The sequence below is a fragment of the Aeromonas sp. QDB14 genome (genome assembly GCF_027707845.1).
Lineage (GTDB): Bacteria > Pseudomonadota > Gammaproteobacteria > Enterobacterales > Aeromonadaceae > Aeromonas > Aeromonas caviae.
Genome location: NZ_JAPCJD010000014.1, coordinates 49,467 through 72,281, shown reverse-complemented (window position 1 = coordinate 72,281; position 22,815 = coordinate 49,467). Strand labels below are relative to the sequence as shown.

The 22,815-nt window shown below is 62.3% G+C and carries 21 protein-coding genes and 1 tRNA gene; 10 read left to right on the top strand and 12 right to left on the bottom strand.

The annotated features are described in order from the left end of the window. Positions 1-51: 51 nt before the first annotated feature. Positions 52-1,476, bottom strand: coding sequence for a siroheme synthase CysG (gene cysG, locus PG887_RS07075; RefSeq protein WP_182956862.1), 1,425 nt, complete (start codon positions 1,474-1,476; stop codon positions 52-54). Positions 1,477-1,673: 197 nt separating this feature from the next. On the opposite strand from cysG, the gene PG887_RS07070 reads away from it, so the two are divergent. Together PG887_RS07070 and PG887_RS07065 are read left to right on the top strand one after the other, a co-directional pair. Beyond that, a complete protein-coding gene (locus PG887_RS07070; protein WP_029314806.1) occupies positions 1,674-2,597 on the top strand; it encodes an SPFH domain-containing protein in 924 nt (307 codons plus the stop codon). Beyond that, positions 2,594-3,049 carry an NfeD family protein gene (locus PG887_RS07065; protein ID WP_010675601.1) on the top strand — a complete coding sequence of 152 codons (456 nt, stop codon included), beginning with the start codon at positions 2,594-2,596 and terminating at the stop codon, positions 3,047-3,049. The genes PG887_RS07070 and PG887_RS07065 overlap by 4 nt, the downstream gene beginning before the upstream one ends. Before the next feature lie 80 nt (positions 3,050-3,129). On the opposite strand, the gene PG887_RS07060 is transcribed toward PG887_RS07065, so the two are convergent. The 3 genes from PG887_RS07060 to PG887_RS07050 all read right to left on the bottom strand — a co-directional run bounded on the left by PG887_RS07060 (position 3,130) and on the right by PG887_RS07050 (position 5,998). Beyond that, positions 3,130-3,375, bottom strand: coding sequence for a hypothetical protein (locus PG887_RS07060; RefSeq protein WP_010675602.1), 246 nt, complete (start codon positions 3,373-3,375; stop codon positions 3,130-3,132). A gap of 306 nt (positions 3,376-3,681) precedes the next feature. Then, positions 3,682-4,731, bottom strand: a complete 1,050-nt coding sequence (locus tag PG887_RS07055) for an oxidoreductase (RefSeq protein ID WP_010675603.1) — start codon at positions 4,729-4,731, stop codon at positions 3,682-3,684. Positions 4,732-4,834: 103 nt separating this feature from the next. Further along, on the bottom strand, positions 4,835-5,998 hold the full coding sequence (locus PG887_RS07050) for a multidrug effflux MFS transporter (RefSeq protein WP_199769675.1): 1,164 nt from the start codon (positions 5,996-5,998) through the stop codon (positions 4,835-4,837). Positions 5,999-6,232: 234 nt separating this feature from the next. Here PG887_RS07050 and rdgB point away from each other — a divergent pair, with 234 nt between their 5' ends. Beyond that, positions 6,233-6,829, top strand: a complete 597-nt coding sequence (gene rdgB / locus PG887_RS07045) for an RdgB/HAM1 family non-canonical purine NTP pyrophosphatase (RefSeq protein ID WP_010675605.1) — start codon at positions 6,233-6,235, stop codon at positions 6,827-6,829. 132 nt (positions 6,830-6,961) lie between these two features. Continuing rightward, on the top strand, positions 6,962-8,107 hold the full coding sequence (gene hemW / locus PG887_RS07040; protein WP_270821395.1) for a radical SAM family heme chaperone HemW: 1,146 nt from the start codon (positions 6,962-6,964) through the stop codon (positions 8,105-8,107). A gap of 116 nt (positions 8,108-8,223) precedes the next feature. On the opposite strand, the gene PG887_RS07035 is transcribed toward hemW, so the two are convergent. The 3 genes from PG887_RS07035 to zntR all read right to left on the bottom strand — a co-directional run bounded on the left by PG887_RS07035 (position 8,224) and on the right by zntR (position 9,513). Continuing rightward, positions 8,224-8,442 carry an alternative ribosome-rescue factor A gene (locus tag PG887_RS07035; RefSeq protein ID WP_010675607.1) on the bottom strand — a complete coding sequence of 73 codons (219 nt, stop codon included), beginning with the start codon at positions 8,440-8,442 and terminating at the stop codon, positions 8,224-8,226. 107 nt (positions 8,443-8,549) lie between these two features. Then, a complete protein-coding gene (locus tag PG887_RS07030; protein ID WP_270821394.1) occupies positions 8,550-9,086 on the bottom strand; it encodes a dihydrofolate reductase family protein in 537 nt (178 codons plus the stop codon). Beyond that, positions 9,076-9,513, bottom strand: coding sequence for a Zn(2+)-responsive transcriptional regulator (zntR, locus tag PG887_RS07025; protein WP_010675609.1), 438 nt, complete (start codon positions 9,511-9,513; stop codon positions 9,076-9,078). Before zntR ends, PG887_RS07030 begins: the two co-directional genes overlap by 11 nt. A gap of 432 nt (positions 9,514-9,945) precedes the next feature. On the opposite strand from zntR, the gene purH reads away from it, so the two are divergent. The 6 genes from purH (at position 9,946) to PG887_RS06995 (ending at position 17,710) form a co-directional block, all read left to right on the top strand. After that, a complete protein-coding gene (gene purH, locus PG887_RS07020) occupies positions 9,946-11,538 on the top strand; it encodes a bifunctional phosphoribosylaminoimidazolecarboxamide formyltransferase/IMP cyclohydrolase (protein WP_270807359.1) in 1,593 nt (530 codons plus the stop codon). A gap of 106 nt (positions 11,539-11,644) precedes the next feature. Further along, on the top strand, positions 11,645-12,934 hold the full coding sequence (gene purD, locus PG887_RS07015; RefSeq protein WP_270821393.1) for a phosphoribosylamine--glycine ligase: 1,290 nt from the start codon (positions 11,645-11,647) through the stop codon (positions 12,932-12,934). A 405-nt stretch (positions 12,935-13,339) separates the two neighbouring features. After that, positions 13,340-13,714 carry a cytochrome b562 gene (locus tag PG887_RS07010; protein ID WP_049636098.1) on the top strand — a complete coding sequence of 125 codons (375 nt, stop codon included), beginning with the start codon at positions 13,340-13,342 and terminating at the stop codon, positions 13,712-13,714. After that, positions 13,695-14,249: a cytochrome b/b6 domain-containing protein gene (locus PG887_RS07005; protein WP_010675613.1), complete on the top strand. Its 555-nt coding sequence runs from the start codon at positions 13,695-13,697 to the stop codon at positions 14,247-14,249. The genes PG887_RS07010 and PG887_RS07005 overlap by 20 nt, the downstream gene beginning before the upstream one ends. A gap of 266 nt (positions 14,250-14,515) precedes the next feature. Beyond that, the gene (locus PG887_RS07000) at positions 14,516-17,092 is read left to right on the top strand and encodes an alpha amylase C-terminal domain-containing protein (RefSeq protein ID WP_270821392.1); all 2,577 of its coding nucleotides are present in this window, start codon (positions 14,516-14,518) and stop codon (positions 17,090-17,092) included. Between the two features lie 147 nt (positions 17,093-17,239). Further along, a complete protein-coding gene (locus tag PG887_RS06995; protein WP_270821391.1) occupies positions 17,240-17,710 on the top strand; it encodes a tetratricopeptide repeat protein in 471 nt (156 codons plus the stop codon). A gap of 47 nt (positions 17,711-17,757) precedes the next feature. Here PG887_RS06995 and PG887_RS06990 read toward each other — a convergent pair. The 5 genes from PG887_RS06990 to rpsU all read right to left on the bottom strand — a co-directional run bounded on the left by PG887_RS06990 (position 17,758) and on the right by rpsU (position 22,659). Then, positions 17,758-17,834 (bottom strand) — tRNA-Ile (locus PG887_RS06990). Between the two features lie 194 nt (positions 17,835-18,028). Next, positions 18,029-19,924 carry an RNA polymerase sigma factor RpoD gene (gene rpoD / locus PG887_RS06985; RefSeq protein ID WP_263639565.1) on the bottom strand — a complete coding sequence of 632 codons (1,896 nt, stop codon included), beginning with the start codon at positions 19,922-19,924 and terminating at the stop codon, positions 18,029-18,031. A 183-nt stretch (positions 19,925-20,107) separates the two neighbouring features. Then, a complete protein-coding gene (dnaG, locus tag PG887_RS06980; RefSeq protein WP_113068962.1) occupies positions 20,108-21,895 on the bottom strand; it encodes a DNA primase in 1,788 nt (595 codons plus the stop codon). 89 nt (positions 21,896-21,984) lie between these two features. After that, positions 21,985-22,428: a GatB/YqeY domain-containing protein gene (locus PG887_RS06975; protein WP_041211069.1), complete on the bottom strand. Its 444-nt coding sequence runs from the start codon at positions 22,426-22,428 to the stop codon at positions 21,985-21,987. Between the two features lie 15 nt (positions 22,429-22,443). Then, complete coding sequence (gene rpsU, locus PG887_RS06970) at positions 22,444-22,659, bottom strand: 30S ribosomal protein S21 (protein WP_005309452.1); 216 nt, start codon at positions 22,657-22,659, stop codon at positions 22,444-22,446. Between the last annotated feature and the right edge of the window lie 156 nt (positions 22,660-22,815).

The following is a 22,815-nucleotide window of genomic DNA, read 5'->3' as shown; positions in this document are numbered from 1 at the left end:
CAGTTCGGTGCCGCCTTGGCCGCACCGTCAAATCGATTCGGGTCTCGCCTCTCAGGTCAGGCTCACCAGCTTGAGCTCGTGGCCGCTTTCTGCCTCCTGCCCTTGCCCCTGTTCGCCAAACCAGGCGAGTTGCTGGCGCAGGGCCACCACTTCACCGATGACGATAAGCGACGGGCTCACCGCCTGCTGGGCCAGCTCGGCCAGATCCGCCAGGGTGCCGGTCAGCACCCGCTGACGGGCCGTGGTGCCCCGCTCGATGATGGCGATGGGGGTGGCGGCGCGTCGGCCATGGCTCACCAGTTGCTGCTGGATATGCTCGGAGCGCATCAGCCCCATGTAGATGACCAGGGTCTGGTTGGTGGCCGCAAGCTGCTGCCAGTCGGGCTCCTTGCCCTCCTTCTGGCAGTGGCCGGTAATGAAGACGGCGCTCTGGGCATGGTCGCGGTGGGTGAGCGGAATGCCCGCATAGGCGGTGGCACCGGCGGCGGCGGTGATGCCGGGCACCACGGAGAAGGGAATGCCCTCCTCGGCCAGCACTTCCAGCTCCTCGCCGCCACGGCCGAACATGAAGGGATCGCCCCCCTTGAGGCGCACCACCCGGTTGCCCGCTTTGGCGTATTCCACCAGCAGGCGGTTGGTCTCTTCCTGGGGCACGCTGTGGGCACCCGCCTTCTTGCCGACCGACACCAGGGTGGCATCGCGGCGCACCAGGTCCAGGATCTCGGGGGAGACCAGCTGGTCATAGAGCACCACTTCGGCCTGCTGGATCTGTTGCAGCGCCTTGAGGGTCAGCAGGCCAGGATCTCCCGGGCCCGCCCCCACCAGCACCACTTCCCCCACTTCGGTCTGGGCCTTGTCCAGCCCCTCATTGAGCCACTGCTCGGCCCCTTGCCAATCGGCTTTCTCAATCAGACCGGCCAGGGTGTTGGAGGCAAAGGCGCGCTCCCAGAAGCGGCGGCGATCGGAGAGGGAGGCCAGCACCTGCTTGGCCCGGCGGCGCACCCGGCCGGAGAGCTCCGCCAGACCGCCGAGGTGGCGGGGCAGCAGGCTCTCGAGCCGCTCGCGCAACAGACGCACCAGCACGGGGGCCTTGCCGCCGCTGGAGACGGCCACCACGATGGGGCTGCGATCGATGATGGAGGGGAAGATAAAGCTGGAGCGCTCGGGGTCATCCACCAGGTTGACGAACAGACCGCGCTCGGTGGCGCTCTGGTAGACCAGGGCATTGACCTCGAGATCGTCGGTCGCGGCCACCACCAGGATCTGCCCTGCCAGGTGGGCCGGGTCGAAACGCGCCGCCACATGGGTGAAGCGACCGGCAAATTCATGGAACTCGGGCTCGATCGCGGGAGAGACCAGGGTGATCCGGGCACCTGCCGCCAGCAGCAGGCGCGCCTTGCGCAGGGCAACCTCGCCCCCGCCCACCAGCAGTACCGGACGGCCTTCCAACCTGGCAAACATAGGTAAATAATCCATCAGGGCCCGCTCCTCGGCATCGCGACATCTGGGGCGACTATAGGCAGGAGCGCTTATCCCTCAAAATAATAAAAAATGCTCTTTAATGCGTTTTGGTAATTAGTAAAGCCGTGTGGCGGCAATAGATAAGCGAATCTGCTTGTGGTGGATGGCACCAGACCCTAGGCTAGTGAAAGTGTTTCATAAGGAGCTTAATCATGAATGAGTCATTGATTGTATTGGGGATCTTCATATTCCTGGTACTCGCCACCCTGAGTGCCGGCATCAAGATAGTGCCCCAGGGTTACAACTGGACCGTGGAGCGCTTCGGCCGCTACACCCGCACCCTCTCCCCGGGTCTCAACCTGCTGATCCCCTACATCGACCGCATCGGCCACAAGATCATCATGATGGAGCAGGTGCTGGACATCCCGGCCCAAGAGGTGATCTCCCGGGACAACGCCAACGTCACCATCGACGCCATCAGCTTCGTGCAGGTGGTGGATGCCCGCAAGGCGGGCTACGAGGTCAACGATCTCACCAGCGCCATCCGCAATCTCACCATGACCAATATGCGGACCGTGCTCGGCGCCATGGAGCTGGACGAGATGCTCTCCCAGCGCGACACCATCAACGAGAAGCTGCTGCGCACCATGGATGCGGCCACCGCCCCCTGGGGCATCAAGGTGACCCGGATCGAGATCAAGGATGTGCGACCGCCCCTCGCCCTGGTGGAAGCCATGAACGCCCAGATGAAGGCCGAGCGCCAGAAGCGGGCCGAGGTGCTGGAGGCCGAAGGGGTGCGCCAGTCCAAGATCTTGAAGGCCGAGGGGGAGAAGCAGTCCCAGATCCTGAAAGCCGAGGGTGAGCGTCAGGCCGCCTTCCTCGCCGCCGAAGCCCGGGAGCGGGCCGCCGAGGCGGAAGCCAAGGCGACCCACATGGTCTCCCAGGCCATCGCCGAGGGCGACATGCAGGCCATCAACTACTTCGTGGCCCAGAAATACACCGAGGCCCTGGCCCGCATCGGTGAAGGCCCCAACAGCAAGATCATCATGATGCCCCTGGAAGCGGGCAGCCTGATAGGCTCGGTGGCGGGCATGGCCGAGCTGTTCAACAAAGACGGCAAGGCGGGCAAATCATGACAGCCCTGTTCGAGGGGCTGACCCACTGGCACTGGCTGGGACTCGGCTTCGTGCTGCTAGCCATCGAGGTGATGGGGTCGGTGGGTTTTCTGCTCTGGACCGGCATCGCCGCCCTGGAGGTGGGGCTCTTGCTGCTGGTCTGGCCCTTCGGCTGGCAGGCGCAGTTGCTGCTCTTCGCCCTGCAATCCCTGCTCACCACCTGGGCCTGGTGGCGCTGGCAGCATCGCCGGGATCGCTCCGGGCTGGATGCCGCCGCTCCCATCAACGAGCGGATGCAAAGCTACATGGGCCGCGAGCTGACCCTGCTGGACGAGGTCAGCCAAGGGATGAGCCGGGTACATCTGGACGACACCGTCTGGACGGTGCGCTGCAACGCGCCGTTGCCGGCCGGCAGCCGAGTCAAGGTGGTGGGGGCCGACTCCCACATCCTGCTGGTGGAACCCCTCGGCTGACCGTGCAACGCCCCGTCATGGCTATAAAAAAACGGGCCCGGCGCGAGTGCGCCGGGCCCGTTTTTCAATGAGGTGCTGGCTTAGTTGGCCTTGGCATCGCTCACGGCAGCTTCAGCCTTGGTGGCAACGTCAGCGGCAGCCTTCTCGACAGTAGCGGAAGCTTCGGAAGCAGCCTTCTCGACGGTAGCAGACGCTTCGCTAGCGGCTTTCTCGACAGTGGCAGCAACGTCTGCGGCCGGGGTCGCAGCCGGAGCTGCAGCTTCTTCTTTCTGACCACAGGCGGTCAACATCAAACCCAGGATACCGGCTACCAGTACTTTGTTCATGTGCATACCCTCAAAAAAAGATGGAGAGATGGTGCAGGGACCATCACTGTACGCCCCGGCTCCTGTCGGCACACCGGCCGCTGGAGCCCGAAGGCGCGCGAAATATATCCCCATATGCGGCCGATGAAAACGCGTATCACAATGATATTTTCTCGTTGGCATGATAAAAAACACTGCTGCAACGACAAATATTAATATAAAACACCCATTCATCACCAGATTCGCACAACAAATCGCCAATTACCTGACGATTGCCAGTCAGCCATTGTCTTTCTGTCAGGCTCTCCGCGCTGCCGGATTACGCCGTCAGTCAGACAGCTTCTGACAAGGCAGGCGCCGCCCCTGCTGGTCGCTCTCCCGGGCCAGGTCCAGCAAGGCCATCACCGCCAGGGCCTCGTCGGCCGGCACCGGGTTCTCCCCTTCTCCCCGGATGGCGGCGCAGACACCGCGATAGTAGGCGCCGTAGTCCCCCGCCTCGCCAGCCACGGTCTGCTGCAGGAGCTGACCGTCCCGGATCTGGCTGAGCTGGCCGGGGGCGGGATCCACGCCCCAGTCCGCCGCCGGGGGCCGCTTGCCCTCCTTGAGCTGCTCCTCCTGCACGTCCATGCCGAACTTGATGAAGGAGCCCTGACTGCCGTGCACCACGAAGCGGGGCATCACGGCCGACACCAGACAACTGCCGTGCAGAATGACCCGCATCTCGCCGTAACCCAGCACCACATGGAAGTAGTCGTCCGCCAGGGCCCCGGGGCGCTGCTTGCCCAGATCCGCCTGCAACCAGTCCGGCTGGCCGAACAGCTGGAGCGACTGATCCAGGATATGGGGGCCGAGATCGAACCAGAGACCGGAGCCCGGGCCGCCCGCCTCGCGCCAGCGCTGGCGAACCTCGGGGCGATAACGGTCGAAGTGGGATTCGAACTGGGCGACTTGCCCCAGCGCCCCCTCCGCCAGCAGACGGCGCACCGTGAGGAAGTCCCCGTCCCAGCGCCGGTTGTGGAAGATGCTGAGCAGCCGTTGCTGCTTCTCCGCCAACTCGACCAGCGCCTTCGCTTCGGCCAGATCCAGGGCGAACGGCTTGTCGATCACCACGTGCTTGCCCGCCAGCAGGGCCTCGCGAGCGATGGGGGCGTGGGTGTCGTTGGGGGTGGCGATCACCACCAGATCGAGGCTGTCATCGGCCAGCACCTGCTCCAGGGTGCCGACCCGGGTGCCGGGCAACGCGGCCTGTACCTTGGCGGCATCCCGGCTCACCACCCAGCGCAGGGTCAGGCCCGGGGTCGTGGCCAGGAAGGGGGCGTGAAAGGTCTGTCCTGCGAAGCCGTATCCCACCAGGGCGGCGTTGATTGTGTGGCTCATCCGGTTTTCTCCACGGGTCTGTGATCATGCGAGGCAGGCGAGGTCACCTGAAAAAGAGAAGGGGGCTCAAGGCCCCCTGAGTGTGCTCATCAGAGCACAGGATTTATTGCAAACACAAGCGGCGACCCTGGCGGGTCATCAGCATCACCAGCGGGGGCAGCAGCAGCCACATGTGCAGGGCCAGCTGGCTCAGGGGATCCGGCATCAGCCAACCGGTGATCCCCACCAGGGCGCCGGAGCCGCTCATCTGGAACAGGCCGAGCAGGGCGGCCGCAGTGCCGGCGCAGTGGCCGAAGGGGGCCAGCGCCATACCGGCGGCGGCGCCCAGGATCATCGCAAAGCCGATGCTGGAGAGGAACACCGGGCCCATCATGGCCAGCGGGTGCGAGATGTGCATGGCCAGGGTCAGGGTGATGGCGGAGAGCAGCAGCACCAGCAGGCCGATACGCAGGGTCCGTCTTGGCCCTACCCGGGCGATGAAGCGCGGGGCCAGGAAGCAGGCCAGGATGTTGAGGGCAGCATTGGCGGTGAACCAGTGGCTGAAGCCACTCATGTCCAGCCCCAGGGTCACCATCAGTTGTACCGGCGCCGCCGTCACGTAGGCGAGGATCACCGCCATCGCCAGCATGCACAGCGCCGCGTTGAACAGGAAGCTCGGGGAGCGCAGCACCGGACTGTAGCGGGACCAGCTGATGAGCGGGCCAGCACTGCTGGTCTCCTCAGGGCGGGTTTCCGGCATCCGCCACAGCAGCCAGCTGCCGACCACCACGGCGTAACCCGCCATAAACCAGAAGTTCGCCGACCAGCCCGCCTTGGCGGTGAGCCAGCCACCCAGCAGGGGCGCCAGTGCGGGGATGAAGCAGATGGCACCGTTCAGATAGGAGATCATCTGACCGCTCTTCTTGGGGCCATAGCTGTCACGGACCACCGAGAAGGCGGCCACAGAGGTGGCGCAGGCCCCGAAGCCTTGCAGCACCCGCGCCAGCATCAGCTCGCCCAGGCTGGCGGCAAAGCCGGCTGCCAGGGCGCTCAGGCCGTAGAGCAGCACGCCCCCCAGGGCGATGGGTTTGCGCCCGTAGCGATCGGCCAGCGGCCCCACCAGCAGTTGCCCCAGCCCCATGCTGAACAGGAACCAGGTGATGGTGCCCTGCATCAGGGTCACTTCGGCCCCCAGCTGCTCGGCCATCTGGGGGATGGCAGGCAGATAGATGTCGATGGCCAGCGGGCTGAACAACACCAGGAGTACAAGCAAAAGAATCAATGGCATCAGTCACCTCAAGCCCTAGGAATATCGATTGGGCCGCGAGTCTACTGACTCAGAGTAATGAATTGAAATGGTATTTAATCACTTCGGTTATTCCCCACTGGAAACATATATCTCCTCTACCTCTCAGGGGGTGGAACCCGGATCCCCCGTTGGCACCGGATCCCGGGCAATTGGCGCTTTTACTAAACCCCTCCCCCGCATAGAATGCGCAGATTATTTTTGCGGAGGTGTGTGATGAACAAGCTTGTCCTGGCAACAGGGAACCAGAAAAAGGTGAAGGAATTGGCCGCCATGCTGGCCGATATGAAGATCCAGGTGATCCCGCAGAGCGAGTTTGCAGTCTCCGATGCCGACGAGACCGGCACCACCTTCGTCGAGAATGCCATCATCAAGGCCCGCCACGCCGCCCGCGTCACCGGCCTGCCCGCCGTGGCCGACGACTCCGGTCTGGAAGTGGATCTGCTGCACGGCCGCCCCGGCGTCTACTCCGCCCGTTTTGCCGGTGCCGGTGCCAGCGACAAGGAGAACATCGACAAGCTGCTAGCCGAGCTCAAGGGCGCGCCGGATTACCTGAAAAGCGCCCGCTTCTGGTGCGTGCTGGTCTACATGCGCCACGCCGACGATCCCACCCCCATTATCTGCCAGGCCAGCTGGGAAGGGATGATCATCGACGAACCCCGCGGCCAGCACGGCTTTGGCTACGACCCCGTGTTCTTCGTCCCCGACCACGACTGCACCTCGGCCCAGATGCCGGCGGAACTCAAGAACCAGCTCAGCCACCGTGGCCAGGCCCTGGCCAAGCTCAAAGCGGCCCTGGCGGCGGTCAACTAAAGCGCTGTCTCCCGCCGCGTTGTCATCTACAATGGGGGCCGTCGGCCCCCGTTTCGTTCGCGGCGCCCCGCCCGTTGTCACCGGCAACCAGGGCCACCCGACCCCATTTGATTGTTGAATACTGGAAATCCCATGCTGCAACTGCCGCCCCTCTCCCTCTATATCCACGTGCCCTGGTGCGTCCAGAAGTGCCCCTACTGCGACTTCAACTCCCACGCCCAGAAGGGGGAGCTGCCCCACCTCGAGTACGTGGCGGCCCTGCTGGAGGATCTGGAGCAGGATCTGCACTGGGCCCAGGGGCGCCCCCTCTCCTCCATCTTTATCGGTGGCGGCACGCCGAGCCTGCTCTCCGTCGACGCCATGCAGGCGCTGCTGGACGGGGTGCGCGCACGCATCGAACTCACCGCGGACTGCGAGATCACCATGGAGGCCAACCCGGGCACGGTGGAGGCTGACAAGTTCGCCGGCTTCCAGCGGGCCGGTATCAACCGCATCTCCATCGGGGTACAGAGCTTCCAGCAGGAGAAATTGACCCGGCTCGGCCGCATCCACGGCCCCGAGGAGGCGCGCAAGGCCGCCGAGCTGGCTCACGCCATCAAGCTTCCCACCTTCAACCTGGATCTGATGCACGGCCTGCCGGATCAGAGCCTGGACGATGCGCTCTACGACCTGCAGCAGGCCATCGACTGCGCGCCGCCGCACCTCTCCTGGTATCAGCTCACCATAGAGCCGAACACGGCATTCGCCTCCAAGCCCCCCACATTGCCGGAAGATGACACCCTGTGGGACATCTACGAGCAGGGCCACGCCATGCTGACCGCCCAGGGCTATCAGCAGTACGAGATCTCGGCCTATGCCAAAGAGGGGTATCAGTGCCGCCACAACCTCAACTACTGGCGCTTTGGCGACTATCTGGGGATCGGCTGCGGCGCCCACGGCAAGGTGACGGATCTCGCGAGCCAGCAGATCCTGCGCACCGCCAAGGTGAAGCATCCGAAAGGTTATCTGGATCCGAGCCGCCCCTATCTGGACAGCCAATGGCAGGTGAGCGCGGACGATCTGCCGCTCGAGTACTTCATGAACCGGTTCAGATTGTTTGAACCCGCCCCCAAGGCGGAGTTCGAGGCCTTCACGGGGCTACCGCTGGAGCGGGTAGAGACCATGCTCGCCATCGCCCGGACCAAGGAGCTGATCGAGGATCTCGGCGACAGCTGGCAGCTCACGTCCCTCGGGCATCGCTACCTCAACGTGCTGCTCGAACTCTTTATGGACGAGTGAGCACGGGTTCACTCTCTTGCGTCAAGACCGCAAGTCAGCACCAGCGAATAGAAAAACAATCAGGGCGCCATTGGCGCCCTGATTGTGTTAGCTGATGCCTTGCGGCAGAAACCCGCTCAGCAGCAGACGCTTGCCATCTGCTGTTGGCCGGGCTCCCACCGCTTGCCGTGCTTGGCCTTGCGCTGATAGCTGCCCTTGCCCTTCTTGCTCGGCTCGACCCTGGCCTGGAACAGGGGGGAGGTCACCAGTGCCTTGAGGTGGTTGTCCTGAATGATGCCGCGCTGATGTTCGCAGGCGGGTTCGGCGGTGACACAGGTCACCTTCTTCTTGGCCATATGGGCTCCTTGATGGGGTTGTCGTGTTTGCCTATCGTCCCTGTCTGGAAGGGCAGGTGGCGAAAAACGCGCCGATTGTGCGCCTCTTGCCTCCCCCGTGCAAGCTGTCAGGCGGGGTGATAGATAACCCGCACCAGGCCGCTTGGCAGCACGGCGCTCGACACCGGTCTCAATCCTGCGGGGAGAGGCCCGGTAAAGAGCGGGATCCCGTCCCCCAGGGTGACCGGCACCCAGAACAGGGTCAGCTCGTCCACCAGGGCCCCCTGCAGACCCTGCCTCACCAGCTCCCCGCCATCCAGATAGAGGTGACGGCTTCCCCCCTGCCACAACTCGTCCAGCACCTGCGCCAGCGCCCCCTGCCTGAACGCGACCCGAGGACGGGGGTCGGCGGGCCTGTGGGTCAGTACCACCAGCGGCTTGTCACCGTAGGGCCACTCGGGAAAGGCGCTCACGATATCGTAGGTGTTGCGCCCCATCAGCAGGGTGTCCGCGCTCGCCATCAGGGCGCTGTAGCCGGTCTCCTCCGGCCCGTCGCCACCATAGGGGGCCAGCCATGCCAGATCGCCCCCCTCCCCGGCGATGAAACCGTCGAGGGAGAGAGCGAGAAAGGCGGAGACCCGGGGCCGGCGCAGCTCAGTGCTCATGGTCGTGGTGCTCGTGGCGGGAAGGGGCGCCGGACTCCAGGGTCTCGAGGATGGCGCAGTGCTCCGCCGAGCGCGGGCCGCCGCAGCAGATGTCGGAGAGAGCCTTCAGGTTCTCGCGAAAACGGGTCAGCTCCAGGAGCTTCTGCTCCACCTGTTCGAGCTTGGTGTCAGCCACCGCCTTCACCTCCTGGCAGGTGACCTTGGCCTTGTTGGTGTCCAGGGCGAGCAGCTCGCCGATGTCCGCGAGGGAGAAGCCCACCGACTTGGCGCGGATGATGAATTCCAGCCGCCGCTTGTCCTGCTCCCCGTAGAGGCGATAGCCGGATTCGTTGCGAATGCCCGGCGAGATGAGGCCGTTCTTCTCGTAAAAGCGCAGGGTGTCGGCCTTCACCCCGCACGCCTTGGCAAGTTCACCGATCCGATACATGGTCCTCTCCCCCCGCATGACATTCCCGACATGGTACTCAATATAAACCGGCCTCCACTATCACCTCTTTGCCCGGCGATTGCCAGTCAAAGGCAGGAAAGCAGCAGCTAACCCCCCACTTGCCGGCCATTTATCCCCAAAACACTGAAAAGACAAACGTTTCACAAAAATTCACCAGAAAACGTTTAACGCCGCATCCCACAAGGGTTTGTCTCTTTAAAAAATCCACCACAGGTCACATTTTTTGTGTAGAATACGCGCCCACAAGAGAGCGTCGCGTCAAGCGGGCATTTCCTAAAACGCTTTTGCCAACGGCCGCCCCGGGCGAGAGTGGTTTGCGAAATCCCCCACTTCCATTTATTTGGGGACTCTCTGTGTGTTGAGCCTCGCCTCCCATGGAACGGTCCCCGTTATGCTGAGGACGATAGTGTGATGGAACAAGCTCGACCCATTCGCCGTGCACTGCTGAGTGTGTCTGACAAGACTGGCATCCTGGAATTTGCCAAGGCACTCGACGCGCGTGGTGTGGCCCTGCTCTCCACCGGTGGTACCGCCAAGCTGCTGGCCGATGCGGGCCTGCCGGTGACCGAGGTGTCCGACTACACCGGATTCCCCGAGATGATGGACGGCCGGGTCAAGACCCTGCATCCCAAGGTACACGGCGGTATTCTCGGCCGTCGCGACCGGGATGACGCCATCATGGCCGAGCACGCTATCTCCCCCATCGACATGGTCGTCGTCAACCTCTATCCCTTCGCCGCCACCGTGGCCAAAGCCGGTTGCACCCTGGAAGACGCCGTCGAGAACATCGACATCGGCGGCCCGACCATGGTCCGCTCCGCTGCCAAGAACCACAAGGACGTCACCATCGTCGTCAAGGCCTCAGACTATGACCGCGTCATCGCCGAGATGGATGGCAACGGCAACAGCCTGACCCTCTCCACCCGCTTCGATCTGGCCATCGCCGCCTTCGAGCACACCGCCGCCTACGACGGCATGATTGCCAACTACTTCGGCACCCTGGTGCCCTCCTACGGCGAAAACAAGGAAGGCGACGAAGAGTCCCGCTTCCCCCGCACCTTCAACAGCCAGTTCATCAAGAAGCAGGACATGCGCTACGGCGAGAACAGCCACCAGGCTGCCGCCTTCTACGCCGAAGAGCAGGCCACGCCGGGCTCGGTGGCAAGCGCCATCCAGCTGCAGGGCAAGGCCCTCTCCTACAACAACATTGCCGACACCGATGCGGCGCTGGAGTGCGTGAAGGAGTTCAGCGAACCGGCCTGCGTCATCGTCAAGCATGCCAACCCCTGCGGCGTCGCCATCGGTGACGACCTGCTGGCAGCCTACGATCGCGCCTACCAGACCGACCCCACCTCGGCCTTTGGCGGCATCATCGCCTTCAACCGCGAACTGGACGGCGAGACCGCTGCGGCCATCGTCGCCCGCCAGTTCGTGGAAGTGATCATCGCCCCCAGCATCAGCCAGGCAGCCCGCGAGGCGGTCGCCGCCAAGCAGAACGTGCGCCTGCTGGAATGCGGCCAGTGGACTGCCCCGGCGCAAGGCTTTGACTTCAAGCGCGTCAACGGCGGCCTGCTGGTGCAGGAGCGCGATCTGGGCATGGTGACGCTCGGGGATCTGACCGTGGTCAGCCAGCGTCAGCCTACCGAGGCCGAGCTGCAGGATCTGCTGTTCTGCTGGAAGGTCGCCAAGTTCGTCAAATCCAACGCCATCGTCTACGCCAAGAACGGCCAGACCATCGGCGTCGGCGCCGGCCAGATGAGCCGCGTCTACTCCGCCAAGATCGCCGGCATCAAGGCCGAGGATGAAGGGCTGACCGTGGCGGGCTCCGTCATGGCCTCCGACGCCTTCTTCCCGTTCCGCGACGGCATCGATGCCGCTGCTGCTGCGGGCATCTCCTGCGTCATCCAGCCAGGTGGCTCGATGCGCGACCAGGAGGTGATCGACGCCGCCAACGAACACGGCATGTGCATGGTGTTCACCAACATGCGTCATTTCCGTCACTGACAGCCCAGGGCCGCCGATGGCGGCCCTGCCTCTTTAGCACCGGATCCTTTCCACTGGCAGGTTGCCACCGCAGCGCCAGTGAACTCAGACAGAAGCGAGCGAGACGATGAAAGTACTGATCATTGGCAACGGCGGCCGTGAACACGCCCTGGCCTGGAAGGCCAAACACTCCCCCCTGGTGACCCAGGTCTTCGTGGCACCGGGCAATGCGGGCACCCAGCTTGAGCCGGGCATCGAGAACGTCGCCATCCAGGCCACCGACATCGAGGGCCTGCTGGCCTTCGCCAAGGCGAACCAGGTCGGCCTCACCATCGTCGGGCCGGAAGCCCCCCTGGTGAAAGGGGTGGTCGATGCCTTCCGCGCCGCCGATCAGACCATCTTCGGCCCGACCGCCGCCGCCGCCCAGCTGGAAGGCTCCAAGGCCTTCACCAAGGACTTCCTGGCCCGCCACGCCATCCCCACCGCCGATTACCAGAACTTCACCGAGGTGGAGCCGGCGCTGGCCTATCTGCGCGAGAAGGGCGCCCCCATCGTCATCAAGGCCGACGGTCTGGCCGCCGGCAAAGGGGTGATCGTCGCCATGACCCTCGACGAGGCGGAAGCGGCGGTGCGTGACATGCTCTCCGGCAATGCCTTCGGCGATGCCGGCGCCCGGGTGGTGATCGAGGAGTTCCTGGACGGGGAAGAGGCGAGCTTCATCGTCATGGTGGACGGCGAGCACGTGCTGCCCATGGCCACCAGCCAGGATCACAAGCGCGCCTTCGACGGCGACACCGGCCCCAACACCGGCGGCATGGGGGCTTACTCCCCGGCCCCCGTGGTGACCGACGAAGTGCACCAGCGCGTGATGGAGCGGGTGATCATGCCGACCGTGCGCGGCATGGCGGCCGAGGGCAACCTCTACACCGGCTTCCTCTACGCCGGCCTGATGATCGATGCCGAGGGCAACCCCAAGGTGATCGAGTTCAACTGCCGCTTCGGCGACCCCGAAACCCAGCCCATCATGCTGCGGATGCAGTCCGATCTGGTGGATCTCTGCCTCGCCGCCTGCGCCGGCCAGCTGGATCAGAAGGAAGCCGTCTATGACCCCCGTGCCGCCATCGGCGTGGTGCTGGCGGCGGGTGGCTATCCCGGCGACTACACCAGCAACCACCCCATCAGCGGTCTGCCGGTGGACGAAGTGGCAGGGGAGAAGGTGTTCCATGCAGGCACCCGCCTGGAAGGACACACCAGCCTGACCCAGGGTGGCCGCGTGCTGTGCGCCACCGCCCTCGGCCACACGGTGCAGGAAGCCCAGCAGCGGGCCTATGCCCTGGCTGGCCGCATCCAGTGGGACGGCATCTTCTATCGCAAGGACATCGGCTGGCGTGCCATCGAGCGCGAGCAGGCCGAATAAGGGCCGGATCCCGATCACTCAAAGGGCCTGCGGGCCCTTTTTTTGTTGCACGGCGTCTGTGCGGGCAGTGGAATCGTCCATGGGTGGTGGCTTTTAAAAACAAAAACACCAGAAAAACTCATCTGACTTTAAAAAACCGATGTGTGATAAATAATGGCAGCATGATTCACTGCCTGCGAGCCCCTTCCCGGACCAGATGCGCGCCCTTGTATCCCTGCCGGAGGCGAGATCCGGTGGCCGTTCTCTTTCGGCTACATTCCCACAGCAATCCCCTGCACAATTCGTCACAATTGGTCGCACTTTCTTCATACAATGATCGCCCTTTCATGGCATCATGATGCGTGAAACCGCACTCAAATGAGTGCTATAACAACCTGCAATCTCGTCGTCTCATAAGGAAATCCCATGCTGAAAACTGTGCGTCCCCTGCTGCTGCCCCTGATGTTCGGCCTGATGGCCCTGCCTGCCATGGCCGGCGATCTGGAGCAGCCGATGAAGAAGATCGGCTTCAACTACAAGCAGGCCGTCAAGGCCGACGACGCGGCCACCATGGAGAAATACATCAAGGAGATGAAGGCCCAGCTGGACGTCGCCAAGAGCAAGAACATGCCCGCCGCCAAGAAGGAGAAGTTCCTGGAAGGCATGACCGAAGTGCAGAGCGAGCTGGATGCCAGCCTGGCAGCCCTCCAGGCCGGTGACGAAGCCAAGGCGCGCGAGCACCTGGCCAAGGTCAACGACCTGAAGAAGGAGTACCACAACTATGCCAAGCAAAAAGGCTGATCCCTTCCACTGGGATGCTCTGGTGCGCCTCACCCACTGGGGTGTGGCGGCCATCTGTATCGGCAACCTCTGGCTCAACGAGGCGGGCGAGGAGTGGCACGAGCGGATGGGATACGCCGTCATGGTGCTCATCGGCATACGCCTGCTGTGGGGGCTCACCTTCGCTCGCGGCCACGCCCGCCTGCGCGCCCTCATCCCGAGCCGGGAGGATTTTCGCCATCAGGCCGACGCCCTGCGCGAACGGACCCCGCCCACCCCGGGCCATCACGGCAGCGGCAAGCTGGCGGTCTGGGCACTCTGGCTGCTGGTACTCGCCACCGCAGGGACCGGCTGGTTCCAGAACACCGAGACCGGCTTCGATCTGGGGGCGGACGACTGGCACGAGTGGTGCACCTGGGCACTCCAGGGCATGATCGCCCTGCACCTGTGCGCCATCGCCTACACCTCCTGGCGCCAGCGCAGCAACCTGGTCACCCGCATGCTGCCAGGGCGTCGTGCCCGGGCCAGTGCCGGGCAGCAGGAACCCAACGTCTGAACGTTCACGGGGCCCTGCGGGGCCCCTGTTCATCCCCTTCGCTACCCGCTTGACGGGATCTCGCACCGATCTGCCCCCCTCTGCCCCCTCCTGCTGCCACCGAATGGCATGAAAGCATTTTCATTCACATTTCTTAATTAATTCAGCTTGTTCGATTTTCAACCACGTCGATTTCATGAATGCTACGGAGCTGAACGAGGTTGTTTGTTGTCCGTTCGACTACACGACAGTGATACGTCAATAACAAGATCGAAGGGAAAATCGTCATGCACAACACACTGTTTCGAACCGCCCTGCTGGCGGCGGCACTCGGCTCTTTCAGCCACACTGCCAGCGCCGAAGGAGTCATGGTTCACCTGTTCCAATGGAAGTTCAACGACATCGCCAACGAGTGCGAGACCGTACTCGGGCCCAAGGGGTTCGGTGGCGTCCAGATCACCCCACCCGCCGAGCACAAGCAGGGCAGCCAGGTCTGGTGGACCGTCTATCAACCGGTCAGCTTCAAGAATTTCAACAGCTTCGGCGGTAGCGAGGCAGAGCTCAGGAGCATGATCGCCCGCTGCAACGCGGCCGGGGTCAAGGTCTATGCCGACGCCGTCTTCAACCAGCTGGCATCGGGTTCGGGCACCGCCACCGGCGGCGGCAGCTACAACTCGGGGCAATACCAATATCCCCAGTTCGGCTACAACGACTTCCATCACAGCGGCGACATCACCAACTACGGTGACAGCAACAACGTCTGGAACGGCGCCCTCTACGGCATGCCGGACCTCAATACCGGCTCATCCTACGTCCAGGATCAGATCGCCACCTACATGAAGACCCTGATCGGCTGGGGCGTGGCGGGCTTTCGCATCGATGCGGCCAAGCACATGGCGCCGGCCGATGTGAAGGCCATCCTCGACAAGGCGGGCAGCCCCAGGGCCTACCTGGAGGTGATCGGCGCAGGCGGGGAGTCCCCCGACATTCAGCCGGGCCGCTACACCTATATCGACACCGTCACCGACTTCAAATACGGCACCGATCTCGCCGCCAACTTCAACGGCCAGATCAAGAACCTCAAGACCCTGGGCGAGAGCTGGGGCCTGCTCCCCTCCAACAAGGCCTTCGTCTTCGTGGTCAACCACGACCGTGAACGCGGCCACGGCGGTGGCGGCATGCTCACCTTCATGAGCGGTGCCCGCTACGAGCTGGCCAACACCTTCATGATGGCCTGGCCCTATGGCTGGAAGCAGGTGATGTCGGGCTATCGCTTTGAAAACATGGGTACCTATGAAACCGACAAGGGGGCGCCGGGCAGCACGCCCTGCACGGACAGCCAGTGGAACTGCGAACAGCGCCGACCGACCATCATGAACATGGCCCTGTTCCACAACCGGACCGAAGGCCAGCCCGTCAGCAACTGGTGGGACAACGGCAACAACCAGATAGCCTTCAGCCGCGGTGACAAGGGCTTCGTCGCCATCAACAACGAGAGCGGCAGCCTGGTGGCCTCGGTGCAGACCGGCCTGCCGGCCGGAGAGTACTGCAACCTGCTGGGGGGCAATGACTACTGCAGCGGCGGTTATGTCACCGTCGATGGCAGCGGCAAGGCCAGCCTGAACGTCCCCGGCATGAAGGCGGCCGCCATCATCGCCGGTTGCACCAAGGCCAGCCCCTGCGGCGGTTCCGTCCTGCCGGGCAACAAGTTCAGCAGCATGAACCTGCGCGGCACCCACAACGCCTGGGGCAACACCCCCATGACCGTCGATGCCAACCGTGTCTGGTCCGCCACCCTCACCCTGACCGGCAACGGTGACGCCACCGGTGCCCAGCGCTTCAAGTTCGACGTCTTCGGCAACTGGGCCGAGAACTACGGCGACAACGAAGGGGATGGCATCGCCGACAAGGGCAGCAGCAAGGATATCCTGGTCAGCGGGGCGGGCACCTACCGCATCACCCTGAGCGAGAGTGATCTGCGCTACACGGTCACCCCCCTCACCAGCAACCAGGCACCGGTCGCAGCCCTCTCCCCCAAAACCCTCAGCGTCAAGGCGGGGGAGAGCGTGGTGTTCGACGCCTCCGCTTCCAGCGATGACGGCGGCGTGGTGAGCTACAGCTGGTCCAGCGGGGGCACCGCCGCCACGGAGACAGTCCGGTTCGATACCCCGGGTACCCATACCGTGACGGTCACCGTGACCGATGCGGAAGGGTTGACCGCCAGTGCCAGCGCCACCGTGACCGTCACCGATGACAACGGCACCTACGCCAGCGTATTGCCCACCCTGAACTTCCGCGGCACTCCCAATGCCTGGGGATCCCTTGCCATGACGCTGGTCGCCGACAACCAGTGGGAGGCTCTCGTCACCTTCGATGGTCAGGCAAACCAGCGCTTCAAGTTCGACGTCAAGGGGGACTGGAGCAAGAACTACGGTGGCACCAACAAGGACGGCGTGGCCGAACTGGCCGGCAGTGACATCCTGACCTCGGTCACCGGCCAGTATCGGGTACGCTTCAACGATCAGACCCTGCAATACAGCCTGACTCCGGTGAGCGTCACCTATGCCAAGAATGTCGCCAGCCTCAACATTCGCGGCACCACCAACAACTGGGGCACCACCCCCATGTCCCTGGTCGGGGATCACCTCTGGCAGGCCAGCGTCACCTTCACCGGCAGCGGTGATGGCAACGGCAGCCAGCGCTTCAAGTTCGACGTCAAGGGGGACTGGACCCAGAACTACGGCGACACCAACAAGGATGGCGTGGCCGAGCTGGCCGGGGCAGACATCACCACGGCAGTGGTCGGTGCCTATGTGGTGCGCTTCAACGACCAGACCCTGGCCTACAGCCTGAGCGCCCAGTAAGGCTGGACACACGCCAGGGCCATTGCGCCCCGGTGCCGAACCAGGCCTCCCGCCATCGGCGGGAGGCCTTTTTCATGGCCCCATGACCCGTTCCCCGCCAGCCTGTCGGCAGGCATACTGATCCTTCATCCCCATGCAGGAGCGCATATGAAACAGTTGAACACCCTCAAGGCCGAGGGACGGATCGAGGAAGCCCGTCAGCACGGTCTGCTGCAACTCATCGCGTACCCGGCCCACGCCGAGCTGCATTACGAAGTGGCCGGACTGCACGACATGCTGGGGCGAGAGGCCGAGGCCATTCCGCTCTATCAGAAGGCCGTGTCGCTGGGGCTTGGCGAGGCGTCGCTGCGCGGGGCCCTGCTTGGACTTGGCAGCTCCTATCGCACCACGGGCCGTCATCCCGAGGCGCTGGCCACCTTTGACGAGGCCCTGTCCCGCTTCCCCGATGCCCTGGAGTTCAAGGTGTTTCGTGCCATGACCTGCTACAACCTAGGGCGCAGCAAGGAGGGGATGGAGACGCTGCTGGGGATCCTCGCGACCACCACCACGGATCCCGCCCTGCTCCCCTACCGGTGCGCCATGGCACTCTATGCCGAGGATCTGGACAGGCGCTGGTGAGCGCCAGAAACGACAAAGCCGCTCAAAATAGCGGCTTTGTCTGAAAATGGTGGCCCCTGGGGGACTTGAACCCACGACCAATCGATTATGAGTCGACTGCTCTGACCAACTGAGCTAAGGGGCCATTGATGCTGGTTAGCGGCGTGGATTATAGGGGATGGCGGATACCCCGTCCATAGTCAGATCAACCACTTGGCGAGATTTCATCCATATTCAAGCGGTTCCATGACCCCTCTTCACGCCCATGCCAGCACGGATAAAACAAAGCCCCGCATGGCGGGGCTTTTTGTTGCTATGTCAGGCTGACAAAACCCGGGACTACTCGTCCAGGAAGCTGCGCAGCACTTCCGAGCGGCTCGGATGGCGCAATTTGCGCAGGGCCTTGGCTTCGATCTGACGGATACGCTCACGGGTGACGTCGAACTGCTTGCCCACTTCCTCGAGGGTGTGGTCGGTGTTCATGTCGATACCGAAGCGCATGCGCAGTACCTTGGCTTCCCGTGCGGTCAGCCCGGCCAGCACTTCGCGGGTCGCGTTGCGCAGGCTCTCGCTGGTGGCCGCATCCGCTGGCAGAGCCAGGGTGGTATCTTCGATGAAGTCGCCCAAGTGGGAGTCTTCATCATCACCGATGGGCGTCTCCATGGAGATGGGCTCCTTGGCGATTTTCAGTACCTTGCGGATCTTGTCTTCCGGCATGCCCATGCGCATGGCCAGCTCTTCCGGGTTCGGTTCACGACCCATCTCCTGCAGCATCTGGCGGGAGATACGGTTGAGCTTGTTGATGGTCTCGATCATGTGCACCGGGATACGGATGGTACGGGCCTGATCCGCGATGGAGCGGGTAATGGCCTGACGGATCCACCAGGTGGCATAGGTCGAGAACTTGTAGCCGCGACGATATTCGAACTTGTCGACCGCCTTCATCAGACCGATGTTGCCCTCCTGGATCAGATCCAGGAACTGCAGACCGCGGTTGGTGTACTTCTTGGCGATGGAGATAACCAGACGCAAGTTGGCCTCGACCATCTCTTTCTTGGCACGGCGGGCTTTGGCCTCACCAATGCTCATGCGGCGGTTGATGTCCTTGATCTGGGCGATGGACAGACCGGTCTCTTCTTCGATCTGCTGCAGCTTGCCGATGGAACGCAGTACTTCTTCGTCCATCTCGAGCAGGCGGGGAGACCACGCCTTGCCGGCCTGCTTCTGGTACTCGAACCAGGCAGTTTCGCACTCGTTGTTGGTGAAGGCCGCAACGAAGGTCTTCTTCGGCATCTTGGCCTGCTCAACGCAGAGCTTCATGATGATGCGTTCCTGCACGCGGACACGCTCCATCATCTCCCGCATGTTGTTGACCAGGCGATCGAACTGCTTGGGCATCAGGCGGAATTGACGGAAGACATCGGCCAGCTGGGCGATGGCATTCTGGGTGTCGTCGTGGGCACGGCCATTCTGCTGAATGGAGAGACGAGTCACCTCGTACTGGGCACGCAGTTCACCGAATTTCTCGCGAGCGACTTCCGGATCCGGGCCACCGTCGCCGTCATCGTCGGAGTTGTCACCGTCTTCGTCTTCGTCCTCATCTTCGTCTTCGTCTTCGTCGGCGAGGTCGTCCTCGCTGAGCTCGGAGCCGATATGAGTGGCGGTCGGCGCCACGTCATCCACTTCGTTCGGATCGATGAAGCCGGAGATGATGTCGGACAGGCGAAGCTGCTCGGCTTCGTACTTGTCGTACTGTTCGAGCAGGTAAGTGATGGCTTCAGGGTACTCGGCGACGGAGCTTTGTACCTGGTTGATACCGTCTTCAATCCGCTTGGCGATGTCGATCTCGCCTTCGCGGGTCAGCAGTTCGACGGTACCCATTTCCCGCATGTACATGCGGACGGGATCGGTCGTGCGACCAATCTCAGATTCAACAGATGCCAGAGCCTGGGCCGCTGCTTCGGCAGCGTCCTCATCGGCGGTACCACCTTCAGCCATGATAAGGTCATCGGCATCCGGAGCGTTTTCAACCACTTGAATGCCCATATCGTTGATCATCTGGATGATGTCTTCGATCTGGTCTGAATCGACAATGTCTTGCGGGAGGTGATCGTTCACCTCGGCATAGGTCAGGTAGCCCTGTTCTTTACCTTTGGCAACGAGGAGTTTAAGCTGAGACTGCGGGGTTTGCTCCATAGAACTCATCCGGTTGGTGTTGCTAGGTTGCGCGTACAGTGCGCTGCTGCGCAAATAGCCAATTCTAATAGAAAACCGCCAGACATGCTATGTCTGGTTGCGGCGTCGGTCATGAGAAACCCCTGCCCGCAGTGTTGTCGGGGCCAGGTGGTTATAAAGTGTTTGCTTTCAATCCCGTCTATTCGGGCAACGCTATTCATATTGGGACTGCTCACTCAAATATCAAGCCCCACTCTCATTTCTTTTCTCAATCTGCACCTCTCTGATCAGCATCATCAGCTCCTGAGTTTCCTCAGAGCTTAGCCCTTCCTGCGCCACCTTGGCCTGCAATTCTTCGATCCGTTGCTTCAGGAAAAGGTTGATGAAACCGACAAAGGTATCCTGTAATTCTCCCAGAATATCGGGCTCCTGGTCGAGCTTTACCTCTTCAAACAAATCGTGCATCGCCAGCTGGGCCAGGATTTCTCCCTCTTTGGTACCGCGCCAATGCTCCAGCAGGATACCCGTTGTCACTCCCGGCTGGATCAGGATCTGCTGGTGCAGTTGCAGCAGGAAAGGGATCCCCTGCAGGCGCAGCCCGGCCAACTCGGGCATGGCCGGCAGCTCGGCGGTGATCGCCGGATACTGCACCATCAGGGCCAGAGCCCTGCGGATCGGCGTCAGCTTGGTCGCCTTGGGTTTGTTGACTTCCACCTTGGGCTGGCTGTTGCGGGCAAACAGCTCGGTAATCCGCTGCTTGTTTTCTCCCCAGCGCATCATGCTGGAGAGTCGGGTAATCAACCCCTCACGCGTGAAACCTTCCGGTACCCGACGAATCAGCTCAGCGGCCTTGTTGGCCACTTCAAACTTGCCTGCCTCACCGGAAAGAGCCGCATCGCGCCCGAGGCGTTCGAACATGAAATCCGCAAACGACTGGGCCTTGTCGAGCAGCGCTTCGAACCCCTCCTTGCCGATCTGGCGTACCAGCGAGTCGGGATCCTCGCCATCCGGCAAAAAGACGAACTTGAGTTCACGGCCGTCCTGCAGGTGGGAGAGCGCGTTATCCAGCGCCCGCCAGGCCGCTTCCCGACCGGCGTTGTCGCCGTCGTAGCAACAGACCACCTCTGCCGTGGTACGGAACAGGGTGTGGATGTGATCGCTGGTGGTCGCAGTCCCCAGTGCCGCCACCGCATAGTCGATGTCGTACTGGCCGAGCGCCACCACATCCATGTAGCCTTCCACCACCAGGATCCGGCGCGGATCCTTGTGTGCCTGCTTGACCTCATAAAGGCCGAACAGCTCTCGCCCCTTGTGGAAGATGGGGGTTTCGGGGGAGTTCAGGTACTTGGGCGTGCCATCCCCCAACACTCGGCCACCGAAGCCGATGACCCGGCCGCGTTTGTCCCGGATCGGAAACATGATGCGATCGCGGAAACGATCGTAGCTGCCCGGGCCGCTGTCACGGGGGATCAGCATACCGCCCGAAATCAGCAGTTGTTCGTGATCCCTACTGGCGCCAAAGCGGCGACGCACCTGATCCCAGTCCCCAGGGGCATAACCGATGTTGAAGCGCTTGACCACCTCGCCAGTCAGGCCCCGGCCTTTCAGATACTCCACCGCCTGAGGCGCGTTCTTGAGATTGCTCTCGTAGAAGCGCGCAATCTGGTTCATCAGCTCGAACAGATCCTTGCTGACGGCTGGTTGGCTATGGCTTGATCCACCCGCCGTTTGCTCACGGGGAACCTGCATACCGTGCAGGCTTGCCAGCTCTTCGATGGCATCGGGGAATTCCAGGCCGTCGTACTCCATGACAAAGCCGATGGCATTGCCGTGGGCACCACAACCGAAACAGTGATAGAACTGCTTCTCCTGGCTGACGGTAAAGGAGGGGCTTTTTTCGTTATGAAAAGGGCAGCAAGCCTGGTAGTTCTTACCGGCTTTCTTCAACCGCACACGGGAGTCGATCAACTCGACTATGTCCGTGCGTACGAGCAGATCATCGATAAAGGATTGCGGGATCCTGCCAGCCATAACCGTCCTGTTTCATTGCATAGGAAATAAAAAAGCCGCGCATTCCAATGGGAAGCACGGCTTCTTCGACCAAACAAGAGAGTTGCCTGTTACGCCAAGCGGGTTTTCACCTGAGCACTGACGGCGCCGACATCGGCACGCCCCTGAATTTTTGGCTTCAAGACAGCCATGACTTTACCCATGTCAGCCATGACGGCAGCACCACTTTCAGTGATGGCTTGCTCGATCAGGGCGGCAATTTCGTCTGCGGTCAGCTGTTGTGGCAGGAACTCCTGCAGCACAACGATCTCGGCGGACTCTTTGTCGGCGAGATCCTGGCGACCGGCAGCTTCAAACTGGCTGATGGAATCGCGACGCTGTTTGACCATTTTGGTCACGACAGCGAGGATCTCTTCATCATTGAGCTCGACACGGGTATCGACTTCACGCTGCTTGATTTCTGCCATCAACAAGCGGATAGCACCCAACCGAAGCTTGTCTTTGGCAAGCATGGCGAGCTTTTGCTGATCCTTGAGTTGATCCTTCAGAGACACGGCATGATCCCTTGATTAGTACAGGCGGATACGACGTGCGTTTTCGCGGGACAGCTTCTTGGCGTGACGCTTGACAGCGGACGCTTTGGCGCGCTTGCGAATGGTAGTCGGCTTCTCGTAGAACTCACGGCTACGAACTTCGGACAGGATACCGGCCTTTTCGCAAGAACGCTTGAAGCGACGCAGAGCAACGTCAAACGGCTCATTTTCACGGACTTTGATTACTGGCATGTGCCTTTCACCTCAGTGATAAATTGTTAGCTGACCTTCAATCGATCAGCATGTCTTAAAATGGTGCGAAATTATACTCTGGACAGGGAATGAAAGTAAACCCGCAGAGATCGCTCTGGTTTAAAAAACCCGCGAAGGTTACCATAGCCGTCTCAT

Bases quoted from the DNA above. Each gene is read 5' to 3' on its own strand.
- PG887_RS07065 (WP_010675601.1), top strand. From the start codon at position 2,594: ATGACAGCCCTGTTCGAGGGGCTGACCCACTGGCACTGGCTGGGACTC.
- PG887_RS06995 (WP_270821391.1), top strand. From the start codon at position 17,240: ATGAAACAGTTGAACACCCTCAAGGCCGAGGGACGGATCGAGGAAGCC.
- PG887_RS07070 (WP_029314806.1), top strand. From the start codon at position 1,674: ATGAATGAGTCATTGATTGTATTGGGGATCTTCATATTCCTGGTACTC.
- PG887_RS07000 (WP_270821392.1), top strand. From the start codon at position 14,516: ATGCACAACACACTGTTTCGAACCGCCCTGCTGGCGGCGGCACTCGGC.
- purD (WP_270821393.1), top strand. From the start codon at position 11,645: ATGAAAGTACTGATCATTGGCAACGGCGGCCGTGAACACGCCCTGGCC.
- PG887_RS07030 (WP_270821394.1), bottom strand. From the start codon at position 9,086: ATGAGCACTGAGCTGCGCCGGCCCCGGGTCTCCGCCTTTCTCGCTCTC.
- purH (WP_270807359.1), top strand. From the start codon at position 9,946: ATGGAACAAGCTCGACCCATTCGCCGTGCACTGCTGAGTGTGTCTGAC.
- PG887_RS07005 (WP_010675613.1), top strand. From the start codon at position 13,695: ATGCCAAGCAAAAAGGCTGATCCCTTCCACTGGGATGCTCTGGTGCGC.
- PG887_RS07010 (WP_049636098.1), top strand. From the start codon at position 13,340: ATGCTGAAAACTGTGCGTCCCCTGCTGCTGCCCCTGATGTTCGGCCTG.
- PG887_RS07050 (WP_199769675.1), bottom strand. From the start codon at position 5,998: ATGCCATTGATTCTTTTGCTTGTACTCCTGGTGTTGTTCAGCCCGCTG.
- PG887_RS07055 (WP_010675603.1), bottom strand. From the start codon at position 4,731: ATGAGCCACACAATCAACGCCGCCCTGGTGGGATACGGCTTCGCAGGA.
- rpsU (WP_005309452.1), bottom strand. From the start codon at position 22,659: ATGCCAGTAATCAAAGTCCGTGAAAATGAGCCGTTTGACGTTGCTCTG.
- zntR (WP_010675609.1), bottom strand. From the start codon at position 9,513: ATGTATCGGATCGGTGAACTTGCCAAGGCGTGCGGGGTGAAGGCCGAC.
- dnaG (WP_113068962.1), bottom strand. From the start codon at position 21,895: ATGGCTGGCAGGATCCCGCAATCCTTTATCGATGATCTGCTCGTACGC.
- cysG (WP_182956862.1), bottom strand. From the start codon at position 1,476: ATGGATTATTTACCTATGTTTGCCAGGTTGGAAGGCCGTCCGGTACTG.
- rdgB (WP_010675605.1), top strand. From the start codon at position 6,233: ATGAACAAGCTTGTCCTGGCAACAGGGAACCAGAAAAAGGTGAAGGAA.
- hemW (WP_270821395.1), top strand. From the start codon at position 6,962: ATGCTGCAACTGCCGCCCCTCTCCCTCTATATCCACGTGCCCTGGTGC.
- PG887_RS07035 (WP_010675607.1), bottom strand. From the start codon at position 8,442: ATGGCCAAGAAGAAGGTGACCTGTGTCACCGCCGAACCCGCCTGCGAA.
- PG887_RS07060 (WP_010675602.1), bottom strand. From the start codon at position 3,375: ATGAACAAAGTACTGGTAGCCGGTATCCTGGGTTTGATGTTGACCGCC.